Genomic DNA, 20,536 nt, shown 5'->3' with positions numbered 1-20,536 from the left:
CAGTTGCGGCATCCGCCACCAGTACAAAAACAGGCGGAACGCTCGAATGGGGCACAGCCGCGATGGCTGCGCCCGATCAACGCCAACAATCATTGGAGAGAACCATCATGTGGTCCCACGTTTACGACCCACTGGGCAACCCGTGGCTGTCTACGCTGTGCGCAGCGCTGCCGGTCATCGTGCTGCTGGGCGCGCTCGGCATTTTTCATATCAAGGCTCACATTGCAGCCGTGATGGGTTTGATCACTTCGCTCGTTGTCGCCATCGGCATTTTCGGCATGCCCGCCGGCATGGCTGCCAGCGCCACCCTGATGGGTGCGGCCAACGGCTTGCTGCCGATTGGCTGGATCATCCTGAACGTGATCTTCCTGTACCAGCTGACCGAACGCAAAGGGCAGTTTGCCATCCTGCGTGAAAGCATTACCGGCGTCACGCAAGACCGTCGCCTGCAACTGCTGCTGATTGCCTTCTGCTTTGGTGCCTTCTTCGAAGGTGCTGGCGGCTTTGGCACACCGGTGGCCGTTACCGGTGCCATGCTGATTGGCCTGGGCTTCTCGCCGCTGGCCGCATCCGGCCTGTCGCTGATCGCCAATACCGCACCGGTCGCCTACGGTGCACTGGGCACACCGATTACCACCCTGGCCAAGGTGACCGGCATCGACGTGATGCTGATTTCCTCCATGGTGGGTCGCCAGATGACCATCTTCGCCGTCATCGTGCCGTTCTGGCTGCTGATTGCCTTCTGCGGCTGGAAGAACACCCTGCGCATCTGGCCTGCCGCCCTGGTGGCCGGCTTGTCCTTCGCCATTCCGCAGCTGATCGTCTCCAACACCATGGGGCCGGAACTGGTTGCCGTGATTGCCTCGGTGTGCTCGATTGCCGCGCTGGTTCTCTTCCTGAAGGTATGGCACCCGCAAGAGGTATACACCTCCACCGCCGGCACCATGGCCGGTGCCGCTGCCGAAGCCGCAGGCAAGACCGCCCTGCAACCCAAGCATGGTTACTCCACCGGTGACGTGATCCGTGCCTGGCTGCCGTGGCTGATCCTGTCGGTGCTGGTATTCGCCTGGGGCTCTCCCAATGTGAAAAAGGCGCTGGATGCCATCTTCACGCTGGACATCCAGTGGCCCGGCCTGCACAACCTGGTACAGAAGATGCCGCCGGTTGTGGCCAAGCCGCATGTCGAAGCAGCCATCTACAAGCTGAACCTGCTGTCCACCACCGGTACCGGCATTCTGGTGGCAGGCATCCTGTCCGGCCTGATCATGGGCTATCGTCCGAGTGAGCTGATCAAGGTATACGGTCAGACCTTCTGGTCCCTGCGCTACTCGCTGATCACCATCGTGGCCATGCTGGCACTGGGCTACCTGACCCGCTACTCCGGTGTGGACATCACCCTGGGCCTGGCGTTCTCGCACACTGGCGTGCTCTACCCCTTCTTCGGCACCCTGCTGGGCTGGCTGGGCGTGGCACTGACCGGTTCCGACACCGCCGCCAACGTGCTGTTCGGTGGTCTGCAAAAGGCATCCGCTACCCAGCTGGGCCTGTCGCCGGTGCTGATGACGGCGGCCAACTCCGCCGGTGGTGTAATGGGCAAGATGATCGACGCCCAGTCCATCGTGGTGGCTTCGACTGCTACCCAGTATTACGGCAAGGAAGGTGTGATCCTGCGCTATGTGTTCTTCCACTCGCTGGCACTGGCCTGCCTGGTCGGCCTGGTGGTAACGGCGATGGCCTATCTGCCGCCGTTTACCTTGCTGGTATTGCACTAAGTCGTTCCGGCCGCATTTACTGCGGATATGAAAAGCCCCGCCAGAGCAATCCGGCGGGGCTTTTTCACAACATCAGGACATGGCAATCTTGTAGCCTGCCTGTGACATCAGGCCAAGGTAACGGTCAGTCCAAGCCGACGGCACAACAATGCGATGCAGGCCCTGGCACCATCCTGCTGCAGTAACTGGAACTGCTGCTCAAGCAGCTCGACAAAATGCGTATTGGCGGGCAAATCGGTCCCGAACACTTGCTCCAGCTTCAACAATGCCCGTACCGCAGATTCACCGTCCGTTCTACTGGACAGCAGACGGCTTATTTCCCCGGCCAGCGGGTCGGACACGGAGATGACTTGCCCCTGCTCATCCACCCGACTGACAAAGCACATCCATGCCGCCACCCCCAGTGCCAGGCAGTCAAAACGACTGCCATGCGCCAGATGAAAACGAATGGACGCCAGCATGCGCTGTGGCAATTTCTGGCTGCCATCCATTGCTATCTGCAAGGTACGGTGTAATAAAGCGGGATTGCGAAAGCGAGTCAGCAGCTGCGCGGCATACTCTTCAGGCTTTATCGGGCATTGCACCAATGTGACCGCCTGCTCTTCCACCATCAAATGGTGGACCAGCCTCACCAGGCAAGCATCCTGCATGCAATCGCTGACATGCACATAGCCGGCCAGACAACCCAGATACGCCAGAAAGGAATGGCTGCCATTGAGCATGCGCAACTTCATTTCCTCGAAAGGCTGCACATCGGCAAGCAGCTTGACCCCAACCCGTTCCCATGGCGGTCGCCCGTAGGGAAAGCAGTCTTCTATCACCCACTGGCGATAAGGTTCACAAGCCACACCGGCCGGGTCATCGACACCGCCAAGCAAGTCACGGATGCGCCTGCGGGTTTCTGCAGTCACCATGGGCACGATGCAGTCCACCATGCTGGAAGGAAATGCCACCTGCGATTCCACCCAGGCAGCCAGGTCTGCATCCTGCAAACTGGCCAGCGTCGTCATGACTTGCCTTGTCACGACACCGTTAGCCGGCATATTGTCGCAAGACAGAATGGTCAAGCCGGGCAAGCCACGCTCACGACGCAAACGCAGACCAGCCAGCAACACTCCGGGAGCAGAGCATGGCTGCCAGGGGCAGGCAATATCATGCCGGATGGCGGGATGTTCCATCTGCAATTGGCCGGTGGCGGGTGAATGGCAATAACCCTTCTCGGTAATGGTCAGCGTCACCACGGCCAGCTCAGGCTGCGCCAGCGCCTCAACAACGGCCGACAAGCCATCCTCACGCAGGCTCAGTGCCTGACAGACCACGCCCACAACCCGGCATGACCAGTCATTGCCATCCATTTCTGCCACTGCATAGAGAAAGTCCTGCCCTTTCAAGGCAGTAATCGTACCGCCACTATCCGTCAGGCTGACTTCACAGTAGCCCCAGTCACTGGCATGGTCGCTGGCCAGCATGTCGGCAAACACCGCCTGATGAGCGCGATGAAACGCCCCACAACCCAGATGCAATAATCTGGGTCGCAAGGCTTCACGTGGGTAAGGTGGCTGCAAATGCTTGGTGGACAAAGACGAATCTGGCATGGGCACTCCTCAGGAAACAACACAAGCACCACAGTACTCACAACGCGGCAATACAACTGGGCAACCCGGCTCAGACGGCTGCATCCTGCATGATGGTCAGGTCGCGGTCTTTGACTTCCGGCATCAACAGTGCCGCCATCAGGCCTGCCATTGAATAGCACATGACCATGACTGCCACAGGCCACCAGCTGTTAGTCAAATGGCAGAAGATACCAGCCAGCAGCGGGCCCAAACCAACCGCCACCAGGCCTCCGGCCTCCTTTGATATCGCCATCCGCGTGAAGCGCTGCCGCGCACCAAACAACTCGGCCAGGGTGATGTTTTCCAGAGCAAACAATCCCAGCACAGCAATATTGTGAATGATGATGATGCACAGCATGATGGTGCCGGTATCCTGGGCTTGATCCATGATCAATGACAGCAATGGATAAGCCAGCAATATTCCTCCAGCATTCAGCACAATATACGGAAGCCTTCTACCGAAGCGATCCGACAGATATCCCATTAATGGAATCGTCAGGAATCCGATGACAGAACTTATCATCAAGGCATCCGTCGGAATGCTCTTGTCAAACAGCAGGGTCTGAACCAGATAAGCGGTCAGGAAGGTTTGAATCAAACCGGAATTTCCGGCCTGTCCAAAACGCAGGGTGGTCGCAAGCCAGAATGCACGACTGCGGAACATGGCAGCAAACCCGCCATCATCCGCTTCCACGGCAGCCGGCTTTTCATGCGATTTTTCATGCACATGCCGTTGATTCACACCTTGCACGAAAACAGGCGACTCCTTCAGGTTGGCACGTAGCCAGATGGCAAATGCCATGACCACGACGCTGGACAAGAACGGAATGCGCCATCCCCATTCCATCAGTTGCTGACGGTCCAGCAAATAAAACAGAACACCCCAGATCGCCGTTGCCAGCAAGGTTCCGCAATTTGTCCCTATGGCTACCAATGAAGAAATGATGCCGCGTTTACCCTGCGGTGCTGACTCTGCCAGCATGGTGCCGGCACCGGATATTTCCGCTCCGGCACCCAATCCTTGCACAATACGCAGGATAACCAGCAGTATTGGGGCCAGAATACCGATCTGCGCATAAGTAGGCAGTGCACCGATCAGGGTTGTACACAAGCCCATCATGGTAATCGTGATAAACAGTACTTTCTTGCGACCAACCCGGTCTCCCATGCGTCCGAAAATGATGGCACCGACAATACGCGCCAGATAACCTGCACCATATGTGCCCATGGCCAGGATCAATACCATGGCCCTGCTTTGTCCATAGAAGAATATTTCATGAAAAACCAGTGCAGCGCCCAGGGAGTAAAGCTGAAAATCCATGAATTCAAGAGCCGTTCCCAACCAGCCTGAAACAGCAGTCTTGACCAGGCCGGAAGTATCACTTTCCTTGATTTGCTGATCCAGGACATTATCCGTATTCACATCACACCCCCAAAATTACCAATCCATCCTTTTATCAATCAGGAAATCTGAGCAGAATCTTGCAGCAGCTATCCGGATTAGACTCAAATAGCGTCAGTGCCTGCTCTACCTGTTCCATCTCCATATCATGGCTGATCAGGATGTGCGGAAACAGTTTGCCAGCGGCCATCCATTCAATAACCTGGGGAAAGCGGGCACTATTCAGACGGGAAGAGAAAATGGACAACTCTTTGCTGGTAATGTCTTTTTGCCGGATCACCGTTTCTGCATCAGAAAAACCCATGATACCGATACGACCGGCAGGAGATGCCAAGGTAATCGCCTGTGACAAAATGGCAGGATGACACGCCGCATCGATAATCAGTGTCGGCTGGCACCGGATGCCTTGCAGATAATCAGCCTCGGATGACTTAAGATTATTGATAACCACATCAGCCCCGCATTCAATCGCCATCTCCAGCCGCGAAGGAATCCGGTCCACCACCATCACCGTGCCAACCTGATAAACATTTTTCAATACCTGTACCAGCGCCAATCCCATGGGGCCGGCACCATAAATCAAGGCTGAATCATTTGTGGCTGGTTGCAACTGAGCAGTCATGTTTGCCGCAACGCTGAATGGTTCAATCAGTGCGGCATGTCGATCTGGAATACTCGATGGCACCTCATGGATATTTGCGGCAGGTACGCAGACATATTCACTGAAGCCACCATCACGATGTACACCCAGTACCTTTAGCTTCAGACAGACATTTGGGCGCCCCATCCGACAGGGATAGCAGCAACCACAGCTGATGACCGGGTCAATCACCACACGCTGACCGATACGGGCAGTGTCGACAGACTCTCCGACCGCATCAACAATGCCAAATAATTCATGCCCTATCACCCGTGGATAGCTGACAAAGGGATTATGGCCCCGATAAATATGCACATCAGAGCCACACACACCGGCATATTTCACCTTGACCCGGACTTCATGCGCGGCAGGAGCAGGGATTTTTTCATCTACCAATAACAGACTACCTGGCCGGGTGATAATAATACTTTTCATTCCGCCACCTTTATCGGTTCAACATTATTGCAATAAAAGCAACAAGCACCGCAAATATATCAACAAAAACATTTTGATGAACAATATTAACAGAACCCACATCCCATTAATCGACCCGATGAAAGTATTACAAACCCAAGCACCATACAAGCATGAAAAACTGACCTTATTAGCGGCAATAATAAAATCCCACATCTGCAACTTAGCAATACACTGCATCAAAAGTGAATTATCAAAAGCAATTCACGATCAATACTATTGATAGTCAGAAAAAATAGAATTAAATACAGAATATTCAAAACAACATGACCAGAGACATTTGAATATCAGGACAGAAAGCATACGCATTTCGGGCAGATACTGGATGTACCGGCCAGATAAGCGCACTCAATAGTCAGTAGAATACGGGCGGGAAGCAGCGGGAAAGAATGAAGCCGCTGGCCATCCAGAACACACGGCAGGACATGGCGTGCATCTGGAATCGGGCAGCGGCTTTCAGCAGGCAGCAGACAGGCCTGAAGCGGGACGGGGAATAAGCGCGGGATTCAGCTGGAGCAGCTGACGCTGATTTCCGTCGCCCAAGCGGGTGGTTCAGCAGCAAAGTCCTGATACTCTGGCTGTTCGTCAAATGGATGTTGCAGGCAATCATGCAAGCGGTTTATCAGGGTGAAATCGCCCTGTTGAGCGGCTTGTATTGCTTGTTCAGCCAGATAATTGCGCAAGATGTATTTGGGGTTGACTGCCAGCATGGCCGCCCTGCGCGTGGCCTGCGGTGTTGACTCTAGCTGCAAACGCGCGGCATAGCGCGCAGCCCAGTCATCAAACAGGCTGCGATCCAGGAACAGATCGCGCAACGGTGCATTGTCCTCACCGGGCACAAAATCCACCAGCCGGCGGAAGAACACGGTGTAATCCGTCCGGTGTGCATGCATGGCCAGCAATAATGCCTCGATCAGGGCATCATCCTCTTCCAGCTCGGTGACAAGGCCCAGCTTGCTGCGCATCAGCCTCATCCAGCACTGCGCATACTGTTCGCGATAAGAGGACAGGGCTGACAGCAGGGTTTCCTCGTCCACCAGCGGCAAGAAGGCCGATGCCAGGCAATGCAGATTCCACAAGCCAACCTGTGGTTGCTGGTTGTAGGCATAACGTCCGGAATGATCGCTGTGATTGCATACATGCGCGGCATTGAAGCCATCCATGAAGCCAAACGGGCCGTAGTCCAGTGTCAGCCCCAGCACCGACATATTGTCGGTATTCATCACGCCATGACAGAAGCCCACTGCCTGCCATTGCGCAATCAAGCTTGCGGTGCGAGCGACAATTTCGCTGAATAATGCTGCGTAGGGCTGCGCTTGTTCTGCACAGTCCGGGAAATGATGACGGATGAGGAAGTCTGCCAGGATACGGATTTCATCATGTTGGCCACGGTGATAAAACACTTCGAAACTACCGAAGCGGATGAAACTCTCTGCCAGTCGGGTCAGCACGGCGGCGGTCTCGACTTGCTCGCGGTAAACCGGATCTGGCGAGCCCACCATGGCCAGTGCGCGGGTAGTCGGGATGCCCAGCCCATGCATGGCTTCGCTGCACAGGTATTCTCGGATGGTGGAGCGTAATACGGCGCGTCCATCGCCCATCCGGGAAAAGGGCGTCAGCCCGGCCCCTTTGAGCTGCCATTCCCAGCGATGCCCATGGATGTCTGCCGTATCACCCAGCAAGAGCGCCCGGCCATCTCCCAGTTGCGGGACGAACACACCGAACTGATGCCCGGCATACACAGCCGCCACAGGCTGCATGCCATCTGCCAGCCGATTGCCGGACAGCAAAGCCACGGCAGCAGGCGTATCCAGTGTTTCGGGCTGTATACCCAGTTGCGCGCACAGGGGGGCGTTGGCCGCAACAAGATACGGCTGGCTGAGTGACTGGGGCTGGACCGAACGGTGGAAGACCGGTGGCAGCTGCAGAAAACGTTGACCGAAGGTCAGGGAAGTGAGTGCTTGCATTGCCCGATTCTAGTCGCGAGCCGGGCGGATAAACACCTGAAACCAATCAGGGTTTTTGCCGACGCAGTACCCGGCGCATGTCGCGGGCGGCGTTGAGTGAGGCGGAGGAGAAGCTAGTGGCGGCAAAGTGGCCTACCTGACGGCTCATCTTGCTTACGGCATTGCCAGAACTTTGCCCAAGCTGCAGCGCCTGTTTCATCACGGTGAATGAGGGGTGGTTACCGGACTGCTCCAGCTGGCTGAGCAGGCGCTTGTGCATGTCATTGAGCGACTTTTCGGTTGCCAGCATCAGGTCTCGCTGGTTGTCCGCATGTGCCTGCATCAGGGACACACTGCCAAGCAGACTGCTGTCGATGCGGTTCTGCAGTTCGCCTTCCGGCAAGGCCGGCCCTTGCAGCCATGCAACGGCCCAGCTGATACAGGCATCCTGCTGGGCATCCAGCAAGCGGCGCTGGCTGAGCTCCATGGTACGCAGATAACGCTCGAAAGCACTGGCAAACCATTCGTAGGCCATGGAAGATCCTTGTCGGTGAGGCGGGGTTCAATGCGCGGTGGCGGGGCTGAGTTCCCAGACGCGAATCAGTTCGTGCAGCAATGCTTCCAGTATGGGGTCGCCAACCCGGTCTGATGGATAAACGAATTGAAGCTCAGCCAGTTTGCGCACACCTGGCACAACCGTCAACCGCCCGGCGGCTTCCCATTCCAGCGCCTCTTCCTCACGCGCCAGTGCCACACCGACGCCACAGGCGACAAGTTCCAGAATGGAAGCCAGATTGTCGCTTTCTGTCACCTTCTTCGGAGAAATATTCAGTTCACGCCACAGTTCTGCAGTGATCTTGGACAAGCTGGAAAACTGCGACAGACCTATCCAGGGCAAGCGCCCCAGGTCTTTGTGATTGTGAATGTCAATACGGTTTTGCCAGTTGTGTGGCATCACGATGCGAAACGGCAAATTGGTCAGCAGGACGGTATTGACATTGACGTAGGGGTTTTTGCCCAGATAGAAGCCGGCATCCAGTTCCTTTTTGCGCACCAGGTTGAGCACCTCGCCCGTGACCCCGTGTTGCAGGCGCAGGTCCAGCAGCGGGTACTTTTCCACCAGGGCGGCCACCCACTGCCCCATTTTCAGCGTCGCCGGGGTCAGGGTCAGCCCCACCAGTGCCTTGCCACCGGTCTGTCCTTTCAGGGTTTTGGCGTGATTCAGTATTTCCCGGGCCGAGGCCAGGATGGATTGCGCCTGCGGCAACAGTTCCTGCCCTGCACGCGTCATGGTCACCCCACCGGCAGTCCGTTCAAACAGCGGCATGCCAACTTCTTCTTCCAGCGCCTTGATCTGTGCGGTCACGGCAGGCTGGGACAAATGCAGCAATTCGGCGGCCTGGGTCAGATGCCCTTGCTGGGCCACGGTGACAAAGGTCCTCAACTGATAGATTTCCATGTACGACCTGTTCTCTCTGCCTGTAGTAAATGAACTACATTTTTCTGTTTGTACGACATGTTCTGCTGCCTCATTTTGGCTTCAATAGCACATCTTCCACAACATTTTCCGGTATTCCCACACAAAAAAACCGCACAAACCACAGGGGAAATGGAGCAAAAATACCATTGCAACTTGTTGTTTTTTAATATTTTTTGCAACGCAACATCGACATGACAAATTTTGCTGATCAAAAAAAGCGATTAGCGGTGCCCAGCTTTCGTCCCTTATGTTTCATCCAGCGGTCAGACGATCGTTACGACAAAGGAGGATGCAATGAACGAGGACGTACTCAAGAAAGTACAGTCCAACCCGAAGTTCAAAGAGCTTGTTCACAAGAAGACAAGCCTGGGTTGGCAGCTCAGCATCGTAATGCTGGCCATTTACTATGGCTTCATTCTGATTCTGGCATTTTCACCATCAACGCTGGGTGCTCCGCTCGCCCCCGGCATGACCATGACTGTTGGCATCCCGGTAGGGATCCTGATCATTCTTTCTGCTTTCGTGCTGACCGGCCTGTACGTGCGCAAAGCCAACGGCGAGTTTGACCAGCTCAACCGCGAGATCGTAGAGGAGGCACAACAATGACAAAACGCACTGGCTCTCTCGCTCTGGCAGCCCTGACCCTGTTTCCTGCCCTGGCTTTCGCCTCCGGCGCCATCGAAGGTGATGTGAAGCAACAGGCCACCAACTGGCACGCCATCATCATGTTCGTGGTGTTTGTGGCCTTCACCATGGGCATTACCTACTGGGCGGCACGCCGTACCCGTTCTGCTTCGGACTTCTATACCGCCGGTGGCGGCATCAGCGGTTTCCAGAATGGACTGGCCATTGCCGGTGACTACATGTCGGCAGCCTCCTTCCTGGGGATTTCCGCCATGGTGTTCGACAAGGGCTATGACGGCCTGATCTACTCCATGGGCTTCCTGGTTGGCTGGCCGGTGATCCTGTTCCTGGTGGCAGAACGTCTGCGTAACCTGGGCAAATACACCTTTGCCGACGTGGCTTCCTACCGCCTGCAACAGACCCCGGTACGCTCCTTTGCAGCCACTTCCACCCTGGTAGTGGTGGCCATGTACCTGATTGCCCAGATGGTAGGTGCCGGCAAGCTGATCCAGCTGCTGTTCGGCATGAACTACTCCTCTGCCGTAATCATGGTGGGCATCCTGATGGTGTGCTACGTGCTGTTTGGCGGCATGCTGGCTACCACCTGGGTACAGATCATCAAGGCCGTACTGCTGCTGTGTGGTGCTTCCTTCATGGCCTTCATGGTGCTGTCCACCGTTGGCTTCAGCCCGGAACTGATGTTCGAGAAGGCAGTTGCCGCTCACGCCAAGCACGCTGCCATCATGGCCCCGGGCAAGGCTGATCCGGTTGACTCCATTTCGCTGGGTATGGCGCTGATGTTCGGTACTGCAGGCTTGCCGCACATCCTGATGCGCTTCTTCACCGTGTCTGATGCCAAGGAAGCCCGCAAGTCGGTGTTCTACGCCACCGGTTTCATCGGTTACTTCTACATCCTGACCTTCATCATCGGTTTTGGCGCAATCATGCTGGTACTGAACCAGCCGGGCATGATGGAAACCATCACCAAGGATGGCAAGCAAATCACCCAACTGGTTGGTGGCAGCAATATGGCCGCCATTCACCTGGCCAATGCGGTTGGCGGTGACATGTTCCTGGGCTTCATCTCTGCTGTTGCCTTCGCCACCATCCTGGCCGTTGTAGCAGGTCTGGCCCTGTCCGGTGCCTCTGCCGTCTCGCACGATCTGTACGCTTCGGTTATCAAGAAGGGCAAGGCGAACGAAGCTGACGAAATCCGCGTATCCAAGATCACCACCGTGGCACTGGGCGTCATCGCCATCGTGCTGGGCCTGGTGTTCGAGAAGCAGAACATTGCCTTCATGGTTGGTCTGGCCTTCTCCATCGCGGCTTCCGCCAACTTCCCGGTACTGTTCCTGTCCATGTTCTGGAAGGGCCTGACCACCCGCGGCGCAGTAATCGGCGGCTTCATCGGCCTGGCAACCGCAGTGGTGCTGATTGTTCTGGGACCGGCAGTATGGGTGGATGTGATGAAACACAAAGCCGCCCTGTTCCCGTACAAGAACCCGGCCATCTTCTCCATCACCCTGGCGTTCGTGACCACCTGGCTGTTCTCGGTGACCGACAACTCCAAGTCTGCTGCTGAAGAAAAGGCCAAGTTTGATGCCCAGTTCGTTCGCTCCATGACCGGCATCGGCGCCTCTGGCGCTTCCAAGCACTAATCGTTACACCTGGGGCCGCATCCTGCGGGATGCGGCTACAGCAAGACAAAACATAAGGAGAAGTTATGTCCACCCTCGAGTCCATTCTGAAAGAAACCCGCAGCTTTCCGCCGTCCGATGACTTCCGCCACAAGGCCACTGTATCCGGCATGGAGGCCTACAATGCGCTGTGCGAACAGGCTGATGACAGCTACCTGGCTTTCTGGGGGGACCTGGCACGCGAGCTGATCACCTGGAAAAAACCCTTCTCACGGGTACTGGATGACAGCAATGCACCTTTCTTCAAATGGTTTGACGATGGTGTGCTGAACGTCTCCTACAACTGCCTGGATCGTCACCTGCCGCTGAACGCCAACAAGATCGCGCTGATCTTCGAAGCGGATGATGGCGAAGTGACCCGGGTTACCTATTCCGAACTGCACCGTCGCGTTTGTCAGTTTGCCAATGGCCTGAAGAGCCTGGGCATTGCCAAGGGCGACCGTGTGGTCATCTACATGCCGATGGTGATTGAAGCCATCGTGGCCATGCAGGCCTGCGCCCGTATCGGTGCCATCCACTCTGTGGTATTCGGTGGTTTCTCCGCCGGCGCGGTACGCGACCGTATCCAGGATGCCGGCGCCAAGCTGGTGATTACCGCCAATGAGGGCCTGCGCGGCGGCAAGACCGTTCCGCTGAAGGCCACCGTGGACGAAGCCCTGGCACTGGAAGGCTGCGAGTCGGTACAGAACGTGGTGGTTTACCAGCGTACCAATGGCGGCGCACAGTGGACCGACGGCCGCGACGTATGGTGGCACAAGCTGGTGGAAGGCCAGGCCGAAGCCTGCGAACCGGAATGGATGCTGGCGGATGACCCGCTGTTCATCCTGTACACCTCCGGCTCTACCGGCAAACCGAAAGGCATCCAGCACAGCAGCGCCGGTTATCTGCTGGGCGCCATCAACAGCTTCCGCTGGGCCTTTGACTACAAACCGAATGATGTGTACTGGTGCACCGCCGACGTGGGCTGGATCACCGGTCACTCCTATATCTGCTACGGCCCGCTGGGCATCGGTGCCACCCAGGTGGTATTCGAGGGCGTGCCGACCTACCCGGATGCCAGCCGCTTCTGGCGCATGATCGAACAACACAAGGTCAGCATTTTCTACACTGCACCGACCGCCATCCGTTCGCTGATCAAGCTGGGCAACGACCTGCCCAAGCAGTTCGACCTGTCCAGCCTGCGCCTGTTGGGTACCGTGGGCGAGCCGATCAACCCGGAAGCCTGGATGTGGTACTACGAAGTGGTGGGCGGTGGCCGCTGCCCTATCGTGGATACCTGGTGGCAAACCGAAACCGGCTCGGCCATGATTGCGCCGATTCCGGGTGCCGTACCCACCAAGCCGGGTTCTTGCACCCTGCCGCTGCCGGGCATCATTGCCGACATCGTGGACGAATCCGGTGCACAGGTGGAACCGGGCCGCGGTGGCTTCCTGGTCATCAAGAAGCCTTTCCCGTCGCTGGTGCGTACCATTTGGAACGACCCGGAACGCTTCAAGAAAACCTACTTCCCGGAAGAGTTCAACGGTCAGTACTACCTGGCTGGCGACTCGGCCAACCGTGACGAAAACGGCTATTTCTGGATCATGGGCCGTATCGACGACGTGCTGAACGTATCCGGTCACCGTCTGGGCACCATGGAAATCGAATCCGCGCTGGTGGCCAACCCGCTGGTGGCCGAAGCCGCTGTGGTGGGCAAGCCGCACGAAGTGAAGGGTGAGGCGGTGGTGGCCTTCGTGGTACTGAAGGGTGCCCGTCCGGAAGGCGACGAAGCCAAGAAGATTGCTGCCGAACTCAAGAACTGGGTAGCCCACGAAATCGGCAAGATCGCCCAGCCGGACGACATCCGCTTTGGCGAAAACCTGCCCAAGACCCGCTCCGGCAAGATCATGCGCCGTCTGTTGCGCTCGATTGCCAAGGGCGAGGAAATCACACAGGACGTTTCGACGCTGGAAAACCCGCAGATTCTGGGCCAGCTGCAAAACCCCATCTGAATCAGTTCAGGAGCACACTGACCTTGAGCCCGGTGATTTCACCGGGCTTTTTTTATTGCCCGTAGTATCGGTCTCTAACTGCAACAGCGGTGACCAGCAAGGTCGGGCAAGAACCTGGCATCTCCACGGCAACAGCTTTCCTGATGGATGCGCTTAGTGCAGATACACCCCTTGCGGCTTTGGCGCTTCCACCGTCACTGGCAGGCCCTGCATTTCGCGCACGGCGGATTCGATGGTATGGCACAGGGCAGCCAGTGGCAGGTCATTACCCTCACGACCAAACGGCTCTTCCAGTTCTTCGCCAATCACTTCCAGCGCGAGGTATGTGTACGCAATGAATACGGCAATGGGAGGCGTCAGCCAGCCTATGCTGCTGACCAGGCCCATCGGCAGCAGCAAGCTGTAGATGGTGACCGTGCGATTAAGCAAGACGCGATAAGTATAAGGAATAGGCGTGGTGTCGATGCGCTCGCAACCGCCCAGGATTTCCGACATGGTGTCCAGCTTGCGGTCCAGCGCCTGCCATTGCCACTCGTTCAGGCAACCCTCGCGCTGCAACTGCTGCACCAGCTCTCCCAGCCGACGCAGGATGATGGCCGGCGCAAAGCAGGCTGCTTGCACCTCGTCCAGCAGGCCGGGGGCAATCAGGCGCTGCAGATGCTGGCAATCATCCTCCCGCCGCAGCTGGGCCTTCAGTGCATAGGCAAAGGCACAGAGCAAATCTGCCGCCTCGGCAGTCAGCGAATGTTTCGGTACGGCAGACAACAGCAAGCGGGTGATGGAGCGATTGACAATCAGCAGGCCACCCCACAATTTGCGGGCTTCCCAGAAGCGGTCGTAACTGACTGAATTGCGAAAACCCAGAAAAATGGCCAGCGACACGCCAAGCAAGGTGAAGGTGGGAATGCTGAGCGCAGAATCCGCATGGGTGCTAAGCCACCAGTGGCGGGCACCGGCTGACATGACGGCAATCAACAACACCAGCAACAGTCGTGGCATGATGCGCGGCAGGACTGAGCCATGCCAGACAAACAGCAAGCGAAACCAGCTCAGGGATGATCGGACAATCATGAAGCAATATCAGCCAATGATGTTAAAGCCGACATGATAAGCCATCGTCACGCATGCTGCAGTGCAAAATACGACTCAGCGATTTCACTTGTCGCCCCGAGGGCAACAACTACAGTAAAGAGATGAAACGCATTCTCCCTGCCCTGTCGATCCCGCTGCTGATGCTGTGCTCGGCCTTGCCCGTGGCACAGGCAGGCACACTCACCATTGCCTGTGAAGATAATCTGCCACCATTTTCCAGCGAGGCCGGCGGACAGCCGCACGGCATCGTGGTTGATGTCGTGCAGCTGATCATCCGCCAACTGGGCTTGAGTGAAACGGTGCACCTTTATCCGTGGAACCGGGTATTGACCATGGGCCTGAATCAGCCCAACACACTGGTATGCGCCATGGCCAGAACACCGGAGCGGGAAGATCGCTTTCAATGGGTAGGCGAGGTCATCCACTCGCCGCCGGTGTTATTGATGCTGACCGAAAATGGCGGACGCATTCCCCGTAACGGCAAACTGGCTGACTATCAGAACTACGCGATTGGCGTACTGCATGGTTCATATCAGGAAAAATACCTGCAAGAACACGGATTCACCCATCTGGAGGCCTTTTCCTCGTATCGCGAGGGCTACCAGATGCTGCGCGCCAAACGCATCACACTGTGGGCGGCCAACCAGCTGACAGCCTATTCCACCGTACAGCAAATGCATGACCAACCCGGCCAGGTGCTGCAGACCGCCTTTGTGTTCAAGCAACTGCCCCAGGGCATGTCCATGGCATTCAGCCTGGGAACACCAGCCTCCACGGTAGAGGCATTCCGCCAGGCACTGGAACAGATAAAACGCGATGGCCGTTACCAGCAGATCCTCAAACAGAACAGTGAATAGCATGACCGGCCACTGAAGCGGGCAAAAGCACTGCGACGGATTTCCCCAATATCAGTCGGGTCTGGCCAGCTTTATATTGAACCCATCACAGCGCAACCGGCAGACCATGACCACGCCCACTCCATTCCCGGCAGACTGGCAACCATTGCTGGTGCATGAACCATTTGCCGTCATGACAGCGGAACAGCTCCAGCTACTGACCCGTTATGGCAAGCGCCAGTATTATCCTCGCGGCAGCAGCTTGCTCAATCCCCAGGCAGGGCTAGCCACGCAGTTGTTCATCGTGCTGGAAGGCCAGGTACTGGCCGAGGATATTTACAGCGGCCAGCCGTTTGCCATGCTCAGCCAGGGAGAAATGTTTCCGCTGGGTGCCCTGCTGGCGCAGCGACCGGTCACCAACCATTACCGTGCGGACAGCGACTGCATGGTGCTGTTGTTACCGCATGCGGCCTTTCTGGAGCTATGCCGTGCCTCGTCGGCATTCCAGCAGTTTTGCACCCAGCGGCTGGCCAATCTGCTGTCCCGCGCCAGACAACAACACCCCGCCGCGCTGGGGGGACAGGGCCTCAGTCTGCATACCCCGCTGTCAGCGGTCATCCAGCGGCCGCCCGTCACTTGCCGGCCCGATACCGCACTGCGCCCCTTGCTGGAATTGATGCAGGACCAAGGGGTTGGCTCGGTGGTGATCACCAGCCCGGAACAAAGACTGCTTGGCCTGTTCACCCTGCGCGACCTGCTGTCCGCCCATCTGGCCGGACGGCCGGACGACACCCCGGTGCAGCAATTGATGCGCCAGCCCAGCTGCATCCTGCCGCCTACCGCGCTGGCCAGCGAAGCCATGCTGGCGCTGGTGCAAAGTGGTGAGCGCCATGTGATGGTATGCGAGGGCAGCACACTGGTCGGCATTGTTTCGGAACATGACCTGTACCGTCTGTCGCGGCTGGACATGAAGGAAATGCTGCAACGGCTCAGCCGATGCGACAGTACTGCCGCCCTGTCCGGCGTGGCCGCCACCTTCCGCCGCCAGGTGGTCGCCCTGTTCCGCCAGGGCATGGATGCCGATGCCAGCACCCGCTTGCTCAGCCTGTTCAACGACCAGTTGCTGACCCGGCTGTGCCAGCTGCATCTGGCAGAAGCCGGGCTGGATGATGTGGAAATCTGCTGGCTGCAGTTTGGCAGCAGTGGTCGTCAGGAAAATACCCTCTCTTCGGATCAAGACAGCGGCATCGTGTTTCACAGCAGCAAGCCGTTGCTACAGCACCAGCTGGCCTTGCAACTGCCCGCCATTGCACAGGGCATCTGTTCCGCACTGAGCGCCTGCGGCATACCGCTGTGCCGCAACGGTGTGATGGCAGGCAATCCCAGCCACTGCCTGTCACTGGATGACTGGAGCGACACCTTTATCAGCCAGTTGATGCAGTCGGACGACAGCGCCGGACACATCGGCCTGTATCTGGACTTGCGCCCGGTGTGGGGCAATACCGCGCTGGGCCTGGAGCTGGCCAGCCGGCTGCGCCAGCGCGCCGCAGACCGTCAGGTATTGCAGGCACTCAGCCGCAACGCCCGCCGCTATCAGGCACCGCTGGGCTGGAGCGGACGCCTGCAAACCGATGAAAATGACAAGCTGGACCTGAAAGCCGCACTGGACTTCTTTGTTGACGCCGCCCGCATCATGGCCTTGATGGCTGGTTGCGCCGCAGGTCGCACCAGCGAGCGCTTTGCCGCTGCCAGCCAGCTGCCCGGCCTGGACAGCAGCGATTGCCAGTCCTTTGCCGACAGCGCCCGTTTCCTGCAGGATTTGCGCCTGCGTCACCAATTGGCCTGCCAGGACAATGCGGCCGGGCTGGACAGCCTGATCGACCCGCGCCAGCTCAGCACCCTGGACGCCCGCATCCTGAAGGAAACCTTGCGCCAGGCGCGCAAACTGCAAGCCTGGCTTGGCCGGCAACTACCCTGAATGCTGGCTGAGGGCCATGGCCTACCCGCAGCAAGGTTGTGAAGCAGGCCCGAAACCCGGATAATTTTGCGGTTTTGCTTTCCGGATACTCTGCGCCATGAATTTCGGGCTCTACCTGCCGCTGCTTGCCCTGATGGCCTGTCTGCAACATTGCCAGACCGGCAGACAGCGTGCCATCAGCCTGGCCTGGCCTGCCGCAGCCGCCATGGGGCTGACCCTGCTGATCAGCCAGTTGCTGGGCAATCTCGGCCTGGCGCTACTGCAGCCCCTGACCGGCCCGACGCCGGGGCTGCCTGCCATCATCATCCTGCAAAGTGCCAGTGCCCTGTCGCTTGCCTGGCTGCTCAACAACAAGGCAGGCAACGCCAGCCGCGCACTGGGCCTGCGTCCGGGCTGGCTGCTGGCCAACAATCTGCTCTTGAGCCTGCCGGGCAGCTGGATGGCCCACGCGCCTGCCAGCATGGGCAGCAGCATGCAAAGCCTGTTGCTATCGGTCTTGCTCAGCCTGTTACTGGCTGTATTTGCCTGTTTGCCAACCCGTCTGGCACGTAGCCGCTTGCCTGCCATGCTGCGTGACCTGCCCGCCCTTTGGCTGTGTGCCCTGCTACTGGCACTGGCCCTGCACAGCCTGGGAGCCCGACTGTCATGAATATCCTGTTCCTTATCGCCTTGCTGCTGCTGGCTGGCTGGCTGCTGCGCAGCGTGATGACCAAGCGCCGGCAACAAGCGCAAGATGCCGATCCGCGCCCGCTGGTCGAACAGATTGATGCCATCCTGCCGCAAACCCAGTGCGGCCAGTGCGGTCACGCCGGATGCCAACCCTATGCCGCCGCGCTGGCCAAGGGTGAGGACAGCATCAACCGCTGCCCGCCCGGTGGCGAGGAAGGCATACGCAAACTGGCTGCACTGCTGCATACCGACTACCTGCCCTTTGCGTCAGACGCCCCGCCCAGCAAACCCAAGGCCGTGGCGCTGATTGACGAAAGCACCTGTATCGGCTGTACGCTCTGCATTCAGGCCTGTCCGGTAGATGCCATCCTGGGTTCGGCCAAGCAGATGCACACTGTACTGGCAGACGAATGCACCGGTTGCGAACTCTGCCTTGTTCCCTGTCCGGTGGATTGCATCAGCATGCGTCCGGCCACCAGCAGCCCGCACGACTGGCGCTGGGGCTACCCGGTGATTGCCATCAAGGCCGTCAAGCACGAGGCAAGGTCATGAGGCGTTTTCTCTCCTTGCCTGGCGGGTTCAAGCTGCCTTTGCCCGACCGCAAGCATGACAACACCGCTGCTACGACCCTGCCGCTGCCAACGCGCCTGCTACTGGGCCTGCAACAGTGCCTGCCTTGTGTGCAGCCTGGCCAGCAAGTCCTGAAATACCAGCGCCTGGCCGATGCAGACAGTGAATACGGTGTTGCCCTGCATGCCCCGACATCCGGCCGCATCATCGCCATCCAGCCCCTGGCTCAAGCCTTGCCCGGCGCACCACTGGCCAACACCCTTGTTCTGGAAGCGGATGGCCGGGATGAAGCCCTGCCGCTGCAAGCAGGCGACCCGTCCCTGCTCACGCCGCTCAGCCTCGCCCTGCAACTGCAAGACATGGGGGTCGCGGGCAATCACGGCCCCCTGCTGCCGCTGGACTGGGCCATGCAGCCACATGCACTGTCCCTGCTGATCATCAATGCGGTAGAAGACGAGCCCTGCCTGACTGCCACCTCCAGCTTGCTGGAACAGCAAGCCGATAAACTGGTGGCCGCCATTGCCATGCTGGAACAAGTCCTGCAGCCCGGACGCATCGTGCTTGCCATCAGCCACACCGGCAGTGCCGAGGCTGTGCAGGCAGCCGCCAGCCAGCACAGCTGGCACATCAGTACCATCAATGCCCCCTATCCGGCGGCGGATGAAACCACGCTGACCCGCCAGCTGGCCAGCCCGGCAGAAACAGCACACTGCCTGTGTCTGCCAGCCGATGCCGTGGTGGCCGCTGGCGACGCCATCCTGCATGGCCAGCCCTGCATCAGCCGCTTTGTTACCCTCGACGGCAAGCTGGAACGGCCAGGCAGCGTGCAGGCGCTGCTGGGTACTCCGCTGAGCCATCTGTTGAACTTTGCCGGTGCCAGTGCCGATTGCGCCATTACCCATGGCGGCGGCTTGCGTGGCTATGCACTGCCAGTCGATCAGGCAGACACGATGGGGTTGCACTGGCATAGCCAATGCCTGCAAGCCCGCACGCCGGATACCACCAGTGGGCAACAGGACTGCATCCGCTGCGGCGATTGCCTGCGCATCTGCCCCAGCAAGCTGCAAGCACAGGAGCTTTACTGGCATTGCCAGCAAAACAATATGGAAGAAGCCAACGCCTGGGGCCTGCAGGACTGCACCCTGTGCGGACTGTGCGATGCCGTCTGTCCCAGTCAGCTTCCCTTGCTGGATACCTTCCGCCACGCCGCCTTGCAGTATCAGGCGGCACAGCAACAGCAGCAGCAGGCCGACCTGGCCAGGCAGCGCCATCGCTTCCGCCAGTTCCGGCTGGAGCGGGACAAGCAGGAAAAAGCCCAGCGACTGGCCGCGCGCGCCGCCGAGCAGGCCGCCAAACGCGAACAGGCTGCCACCGCAGCGCAGCCGGAAAGCAAGGCCTCACCGGCAGCAGCCGACAAACAAGCCGCCATTGCCGCCGCCATGGCCCGCGCCGCCGAGCGCAACAGCCAGCATCTGGAAAAACAGTCCACCGGCGCTGCGGACAACACACAAGCAGATGCCCGCGCCGCTGCTATTGCAGCCAGCCGGCAGGCCGCCATTGATGCAGCCATGGCCCGCGCAGCAGCCCGCAAGGCTGCGCAGGATGCCGCCAAAGCTGCCCGCACCGCTGGCATACAGGATAGCCCTGCAGCAACAAGCCATGACAAACAGGCCCTGATTCAAGCCGCCATGCAGCGTGCCGCCGCGCAAAAAGCAGCACAGGCCACAGCAGCACCGGCCGGCATGGATG

Annotated in this window: 16 protein-coding genes; 9 read left to right on the top strand and 7 right to left on the bottom strand. The window is 58.4% G+C overall.

What is annotated here, in order from left to right:
• Positions 1-107 precede the first annotated feature (107 nt).
• Entirely contained in the window at positions 108-1,772 is a 1,665-nt protein-coding gene (locus tag ACE3SE_RS11275) for an L-lactate permease (protein WP_374555316.1), read from the top strand.
• 107 nt (positions 1,773-1,879) lie between these two features.
• On the opposite strand, the gene ACE3SE_RS11270 is transcribed toward ACE3SE_RS11275, so the two are convergent.
• The 6 genes from ACE3SE_RS11270 to ACE3SE_RS11245 form a co-directional block, all read right to left on the bottom strand.
• Positions 1,880-3,367 carry a mannitol dehydrogenase family protein gene (locus tag ACE3SE_RS11270; RefSeq protein WP_374555314.1) on the bottom strand — a complete coding sequence of 496 codons (1,488 nt, stop codon included), beginning with the start codon at positions 3,365-3,367 and terminating at the stop codon, positions 1,880-1,882.
• A 70-nt stretch (positions 3,368-3,437) separates the two neighbouring features.
• The gene (locus tag ACE3SE_RS11265; protein ID WP_374555312.1) at positions 3,438-4,811 is read right to left on the bottom strand and encodes an MFS transporter; all 1,374 of its coding nucleotides are present in this window, start codon (positions 4,809-4,811) and stop codon (positions 3,438-3,440) included.
• A 34-nt stretch (positions 4,812-4,845) separates the two neighbouring features.
• The gene (locus ACE3SE_RS11260; RefSeq protein WP_374555310.1) at positions 4,846-5,865 is read right to left on the bottom strand and encodes a Zn-dependent oxidoreductase; all 1,020 of its coding nucleotides are present in this window, start codon (positions 5,863-5,865) and stop codon (positions 4,846-4,848) included.
• Between the two features lie 545 nt (positions 5,866-6,410).
• Positions 6,411-7,871 carry a protein adenylyltransferase SelO gene (locus ACE3SE_RS11255; protein ID WP_374555308.1) on the bottom strand — a complete coding sequence of 487 codons (1,461 nt, stop codon included), beginning with the start codon at positions 7,869-7,871 and terminating at the stop codon, positions 6,411-6,413.
• 46 nt (positions 7,872-7,917) lie between these two features.
• A complete protein-coding gene (locus ACE3SE_RS11250) occupies positions 7,918-8,385 on the bottom strand; it encodes a hypothetical protein (protein WP_131355047.1) in 468 nt (155 codons plus the stop codon).
• Positions 8,386-8,412: 27 nt separating this feature from the next.
• Positions 8,413-9,309, bottom strand: a complete 897-nt coding sequence (locus tag ACE3SE_RS11245; RefSeq protein WP_131355050.1) for a LysR family transcriptional regulator — start codon at positions 9,307-9,309, stop codon at positions 8,413-8,415.
• A 315-nt stretch (positions 9,310-9,624) separates the two neighbouring features.
• On the opposite strand from ACE3SE_RS11245, the gene ACE3SE_RS11240 reads away from it, so the two are divergent.
• From ACE3SE_RS11240 to acs, 3 genes are all read left to right on the top strand, one after another.
• Complete coding sequence (locus tag ACE3SE_RS11240) at positions 9,625-9,936, top strand: DUF485 domain-containing protein (RefSeq protein WP_045847092.1); 312 nt, start codon at positions 9,625-9,627, stop codon at positions 9,934-9,936.
• A complete protein-coding gene (locus tag ACE3SE_RS11235) occupies positions 9,933-11,612 on the top strand; it encodes a cation acetate symporter (RefSeq protein ID WP_199101310.1) in 1,680 nt (559 codons plus the stop codon). The genes ACE3SE_RS11240 and ACE3SE_RS11235 overlap by 4 nt, the downstream gene beginning before the upstream one ends.
• A gap of 65 nt (positions 11,613-11,677) precedes the next feature.
• On the top strand, positions 11,678-13,642 hold the full coding sequence (acs, locus tag ACE3SE_RS11230) for an acetate--CoA ligase (RefSeq protein WP_062790801.1): 1,965 nt from the start codon (positions 11,678-11,680) through the stop codon (positions 13,640-13,642).
• A 153-nt stretch (positions 13,643-13,795) separates the two neighbouring features.
• Here the strand turns inward: acs and ACE3SE_RS11225 are convergent, their stop codons facing one another.
• Positions 13,796-14,713: a bestrophin family protein gene (locus ACE3SE_RS11225; protein ID WP_374555305.1), complete on the bottom strand. Its 918-nt coding sequence runs from the start codon at positions 14,711-14,713 to the stop codon at positions 13,796-13,798.
• 122 nt (positions 14,714-14,835) lie between these two features.
• Here ACE3SE_RS11225 and ACE3SE_RS11220 point away from each other — a divergent pair, with 122 nt between their 5' ends.
• The 5 genes from ACE3SE_RS11220 to ACE3SE_RS11200 all read left to right on the top strand — a co-directional run.
• Entirely contained in the window at positions 14,836-15,591 is a 756-nt protein-coding gene (locus ACE3SE_RS11220) for a substrate-binding periplasmic protein (protein WP_374555303.1), read from the top strand.
• Positions 15,592-15,697: 106 nt separating this feature from the next.
• Positions 15,698-17,548, top strand: a complete 1,851-nt coding sequence (locus tag ACE3SE_RS11215; RefSeq protein WP_374555301.1) for a DUF294 nucleotidyltransferase-like domain-containing protein — start codon at positions 15,698-15,700, stop codon at positions 17,546-17,548.
• Between the two features lie 97 nt (positions 17,549-17,645).
• Entirely contained in the window at positions 17,646-18,197 is a 552-nt protein-coding gene (locus ACE3SE_RS11210) for a hypothetical protein (RefSeq protein WP_374555299.1), read from the top strand.
• Entirely contained in the window at positions 18,194-18,769 is a 576-nt protein-coding gene (rsxB, locus tag ACE3SE_RS11205; RefSeq protein WP_374555297.1) for an electron transport complex subunit RsxB, read from the top strand. The genes ACE3SE_RS11210 and rsxB overlap by 4 nt, the downstream gene beginning before the upstream one ends.
• Positions 18,766-20,536: hypothetical protein (locus ACE3SE_RS11200; RefSeq protein WP_374555295.1), on the top strand; the 1,771-nt coding region annotated here is incomplete at its 3' end. The genes rsxB and ACE3SE_RS11200, both read left to right, overlap by 4 nt.

Origin of the sequence: Aquitalea pelogenes (genome assembly GCF_041914625.1) — a bacterium.
Taxonomy (GTDB): domain Bacteria; phylum Pseudomonadota; class Gammaproteobacteria; order Burkholderiales; family Chromobacteriaceae; genus Aquitalea; species Aquitalea pelogenes.
This window is presented reverse-complemented; position numbering and strand designations above follow the sequence as displayed.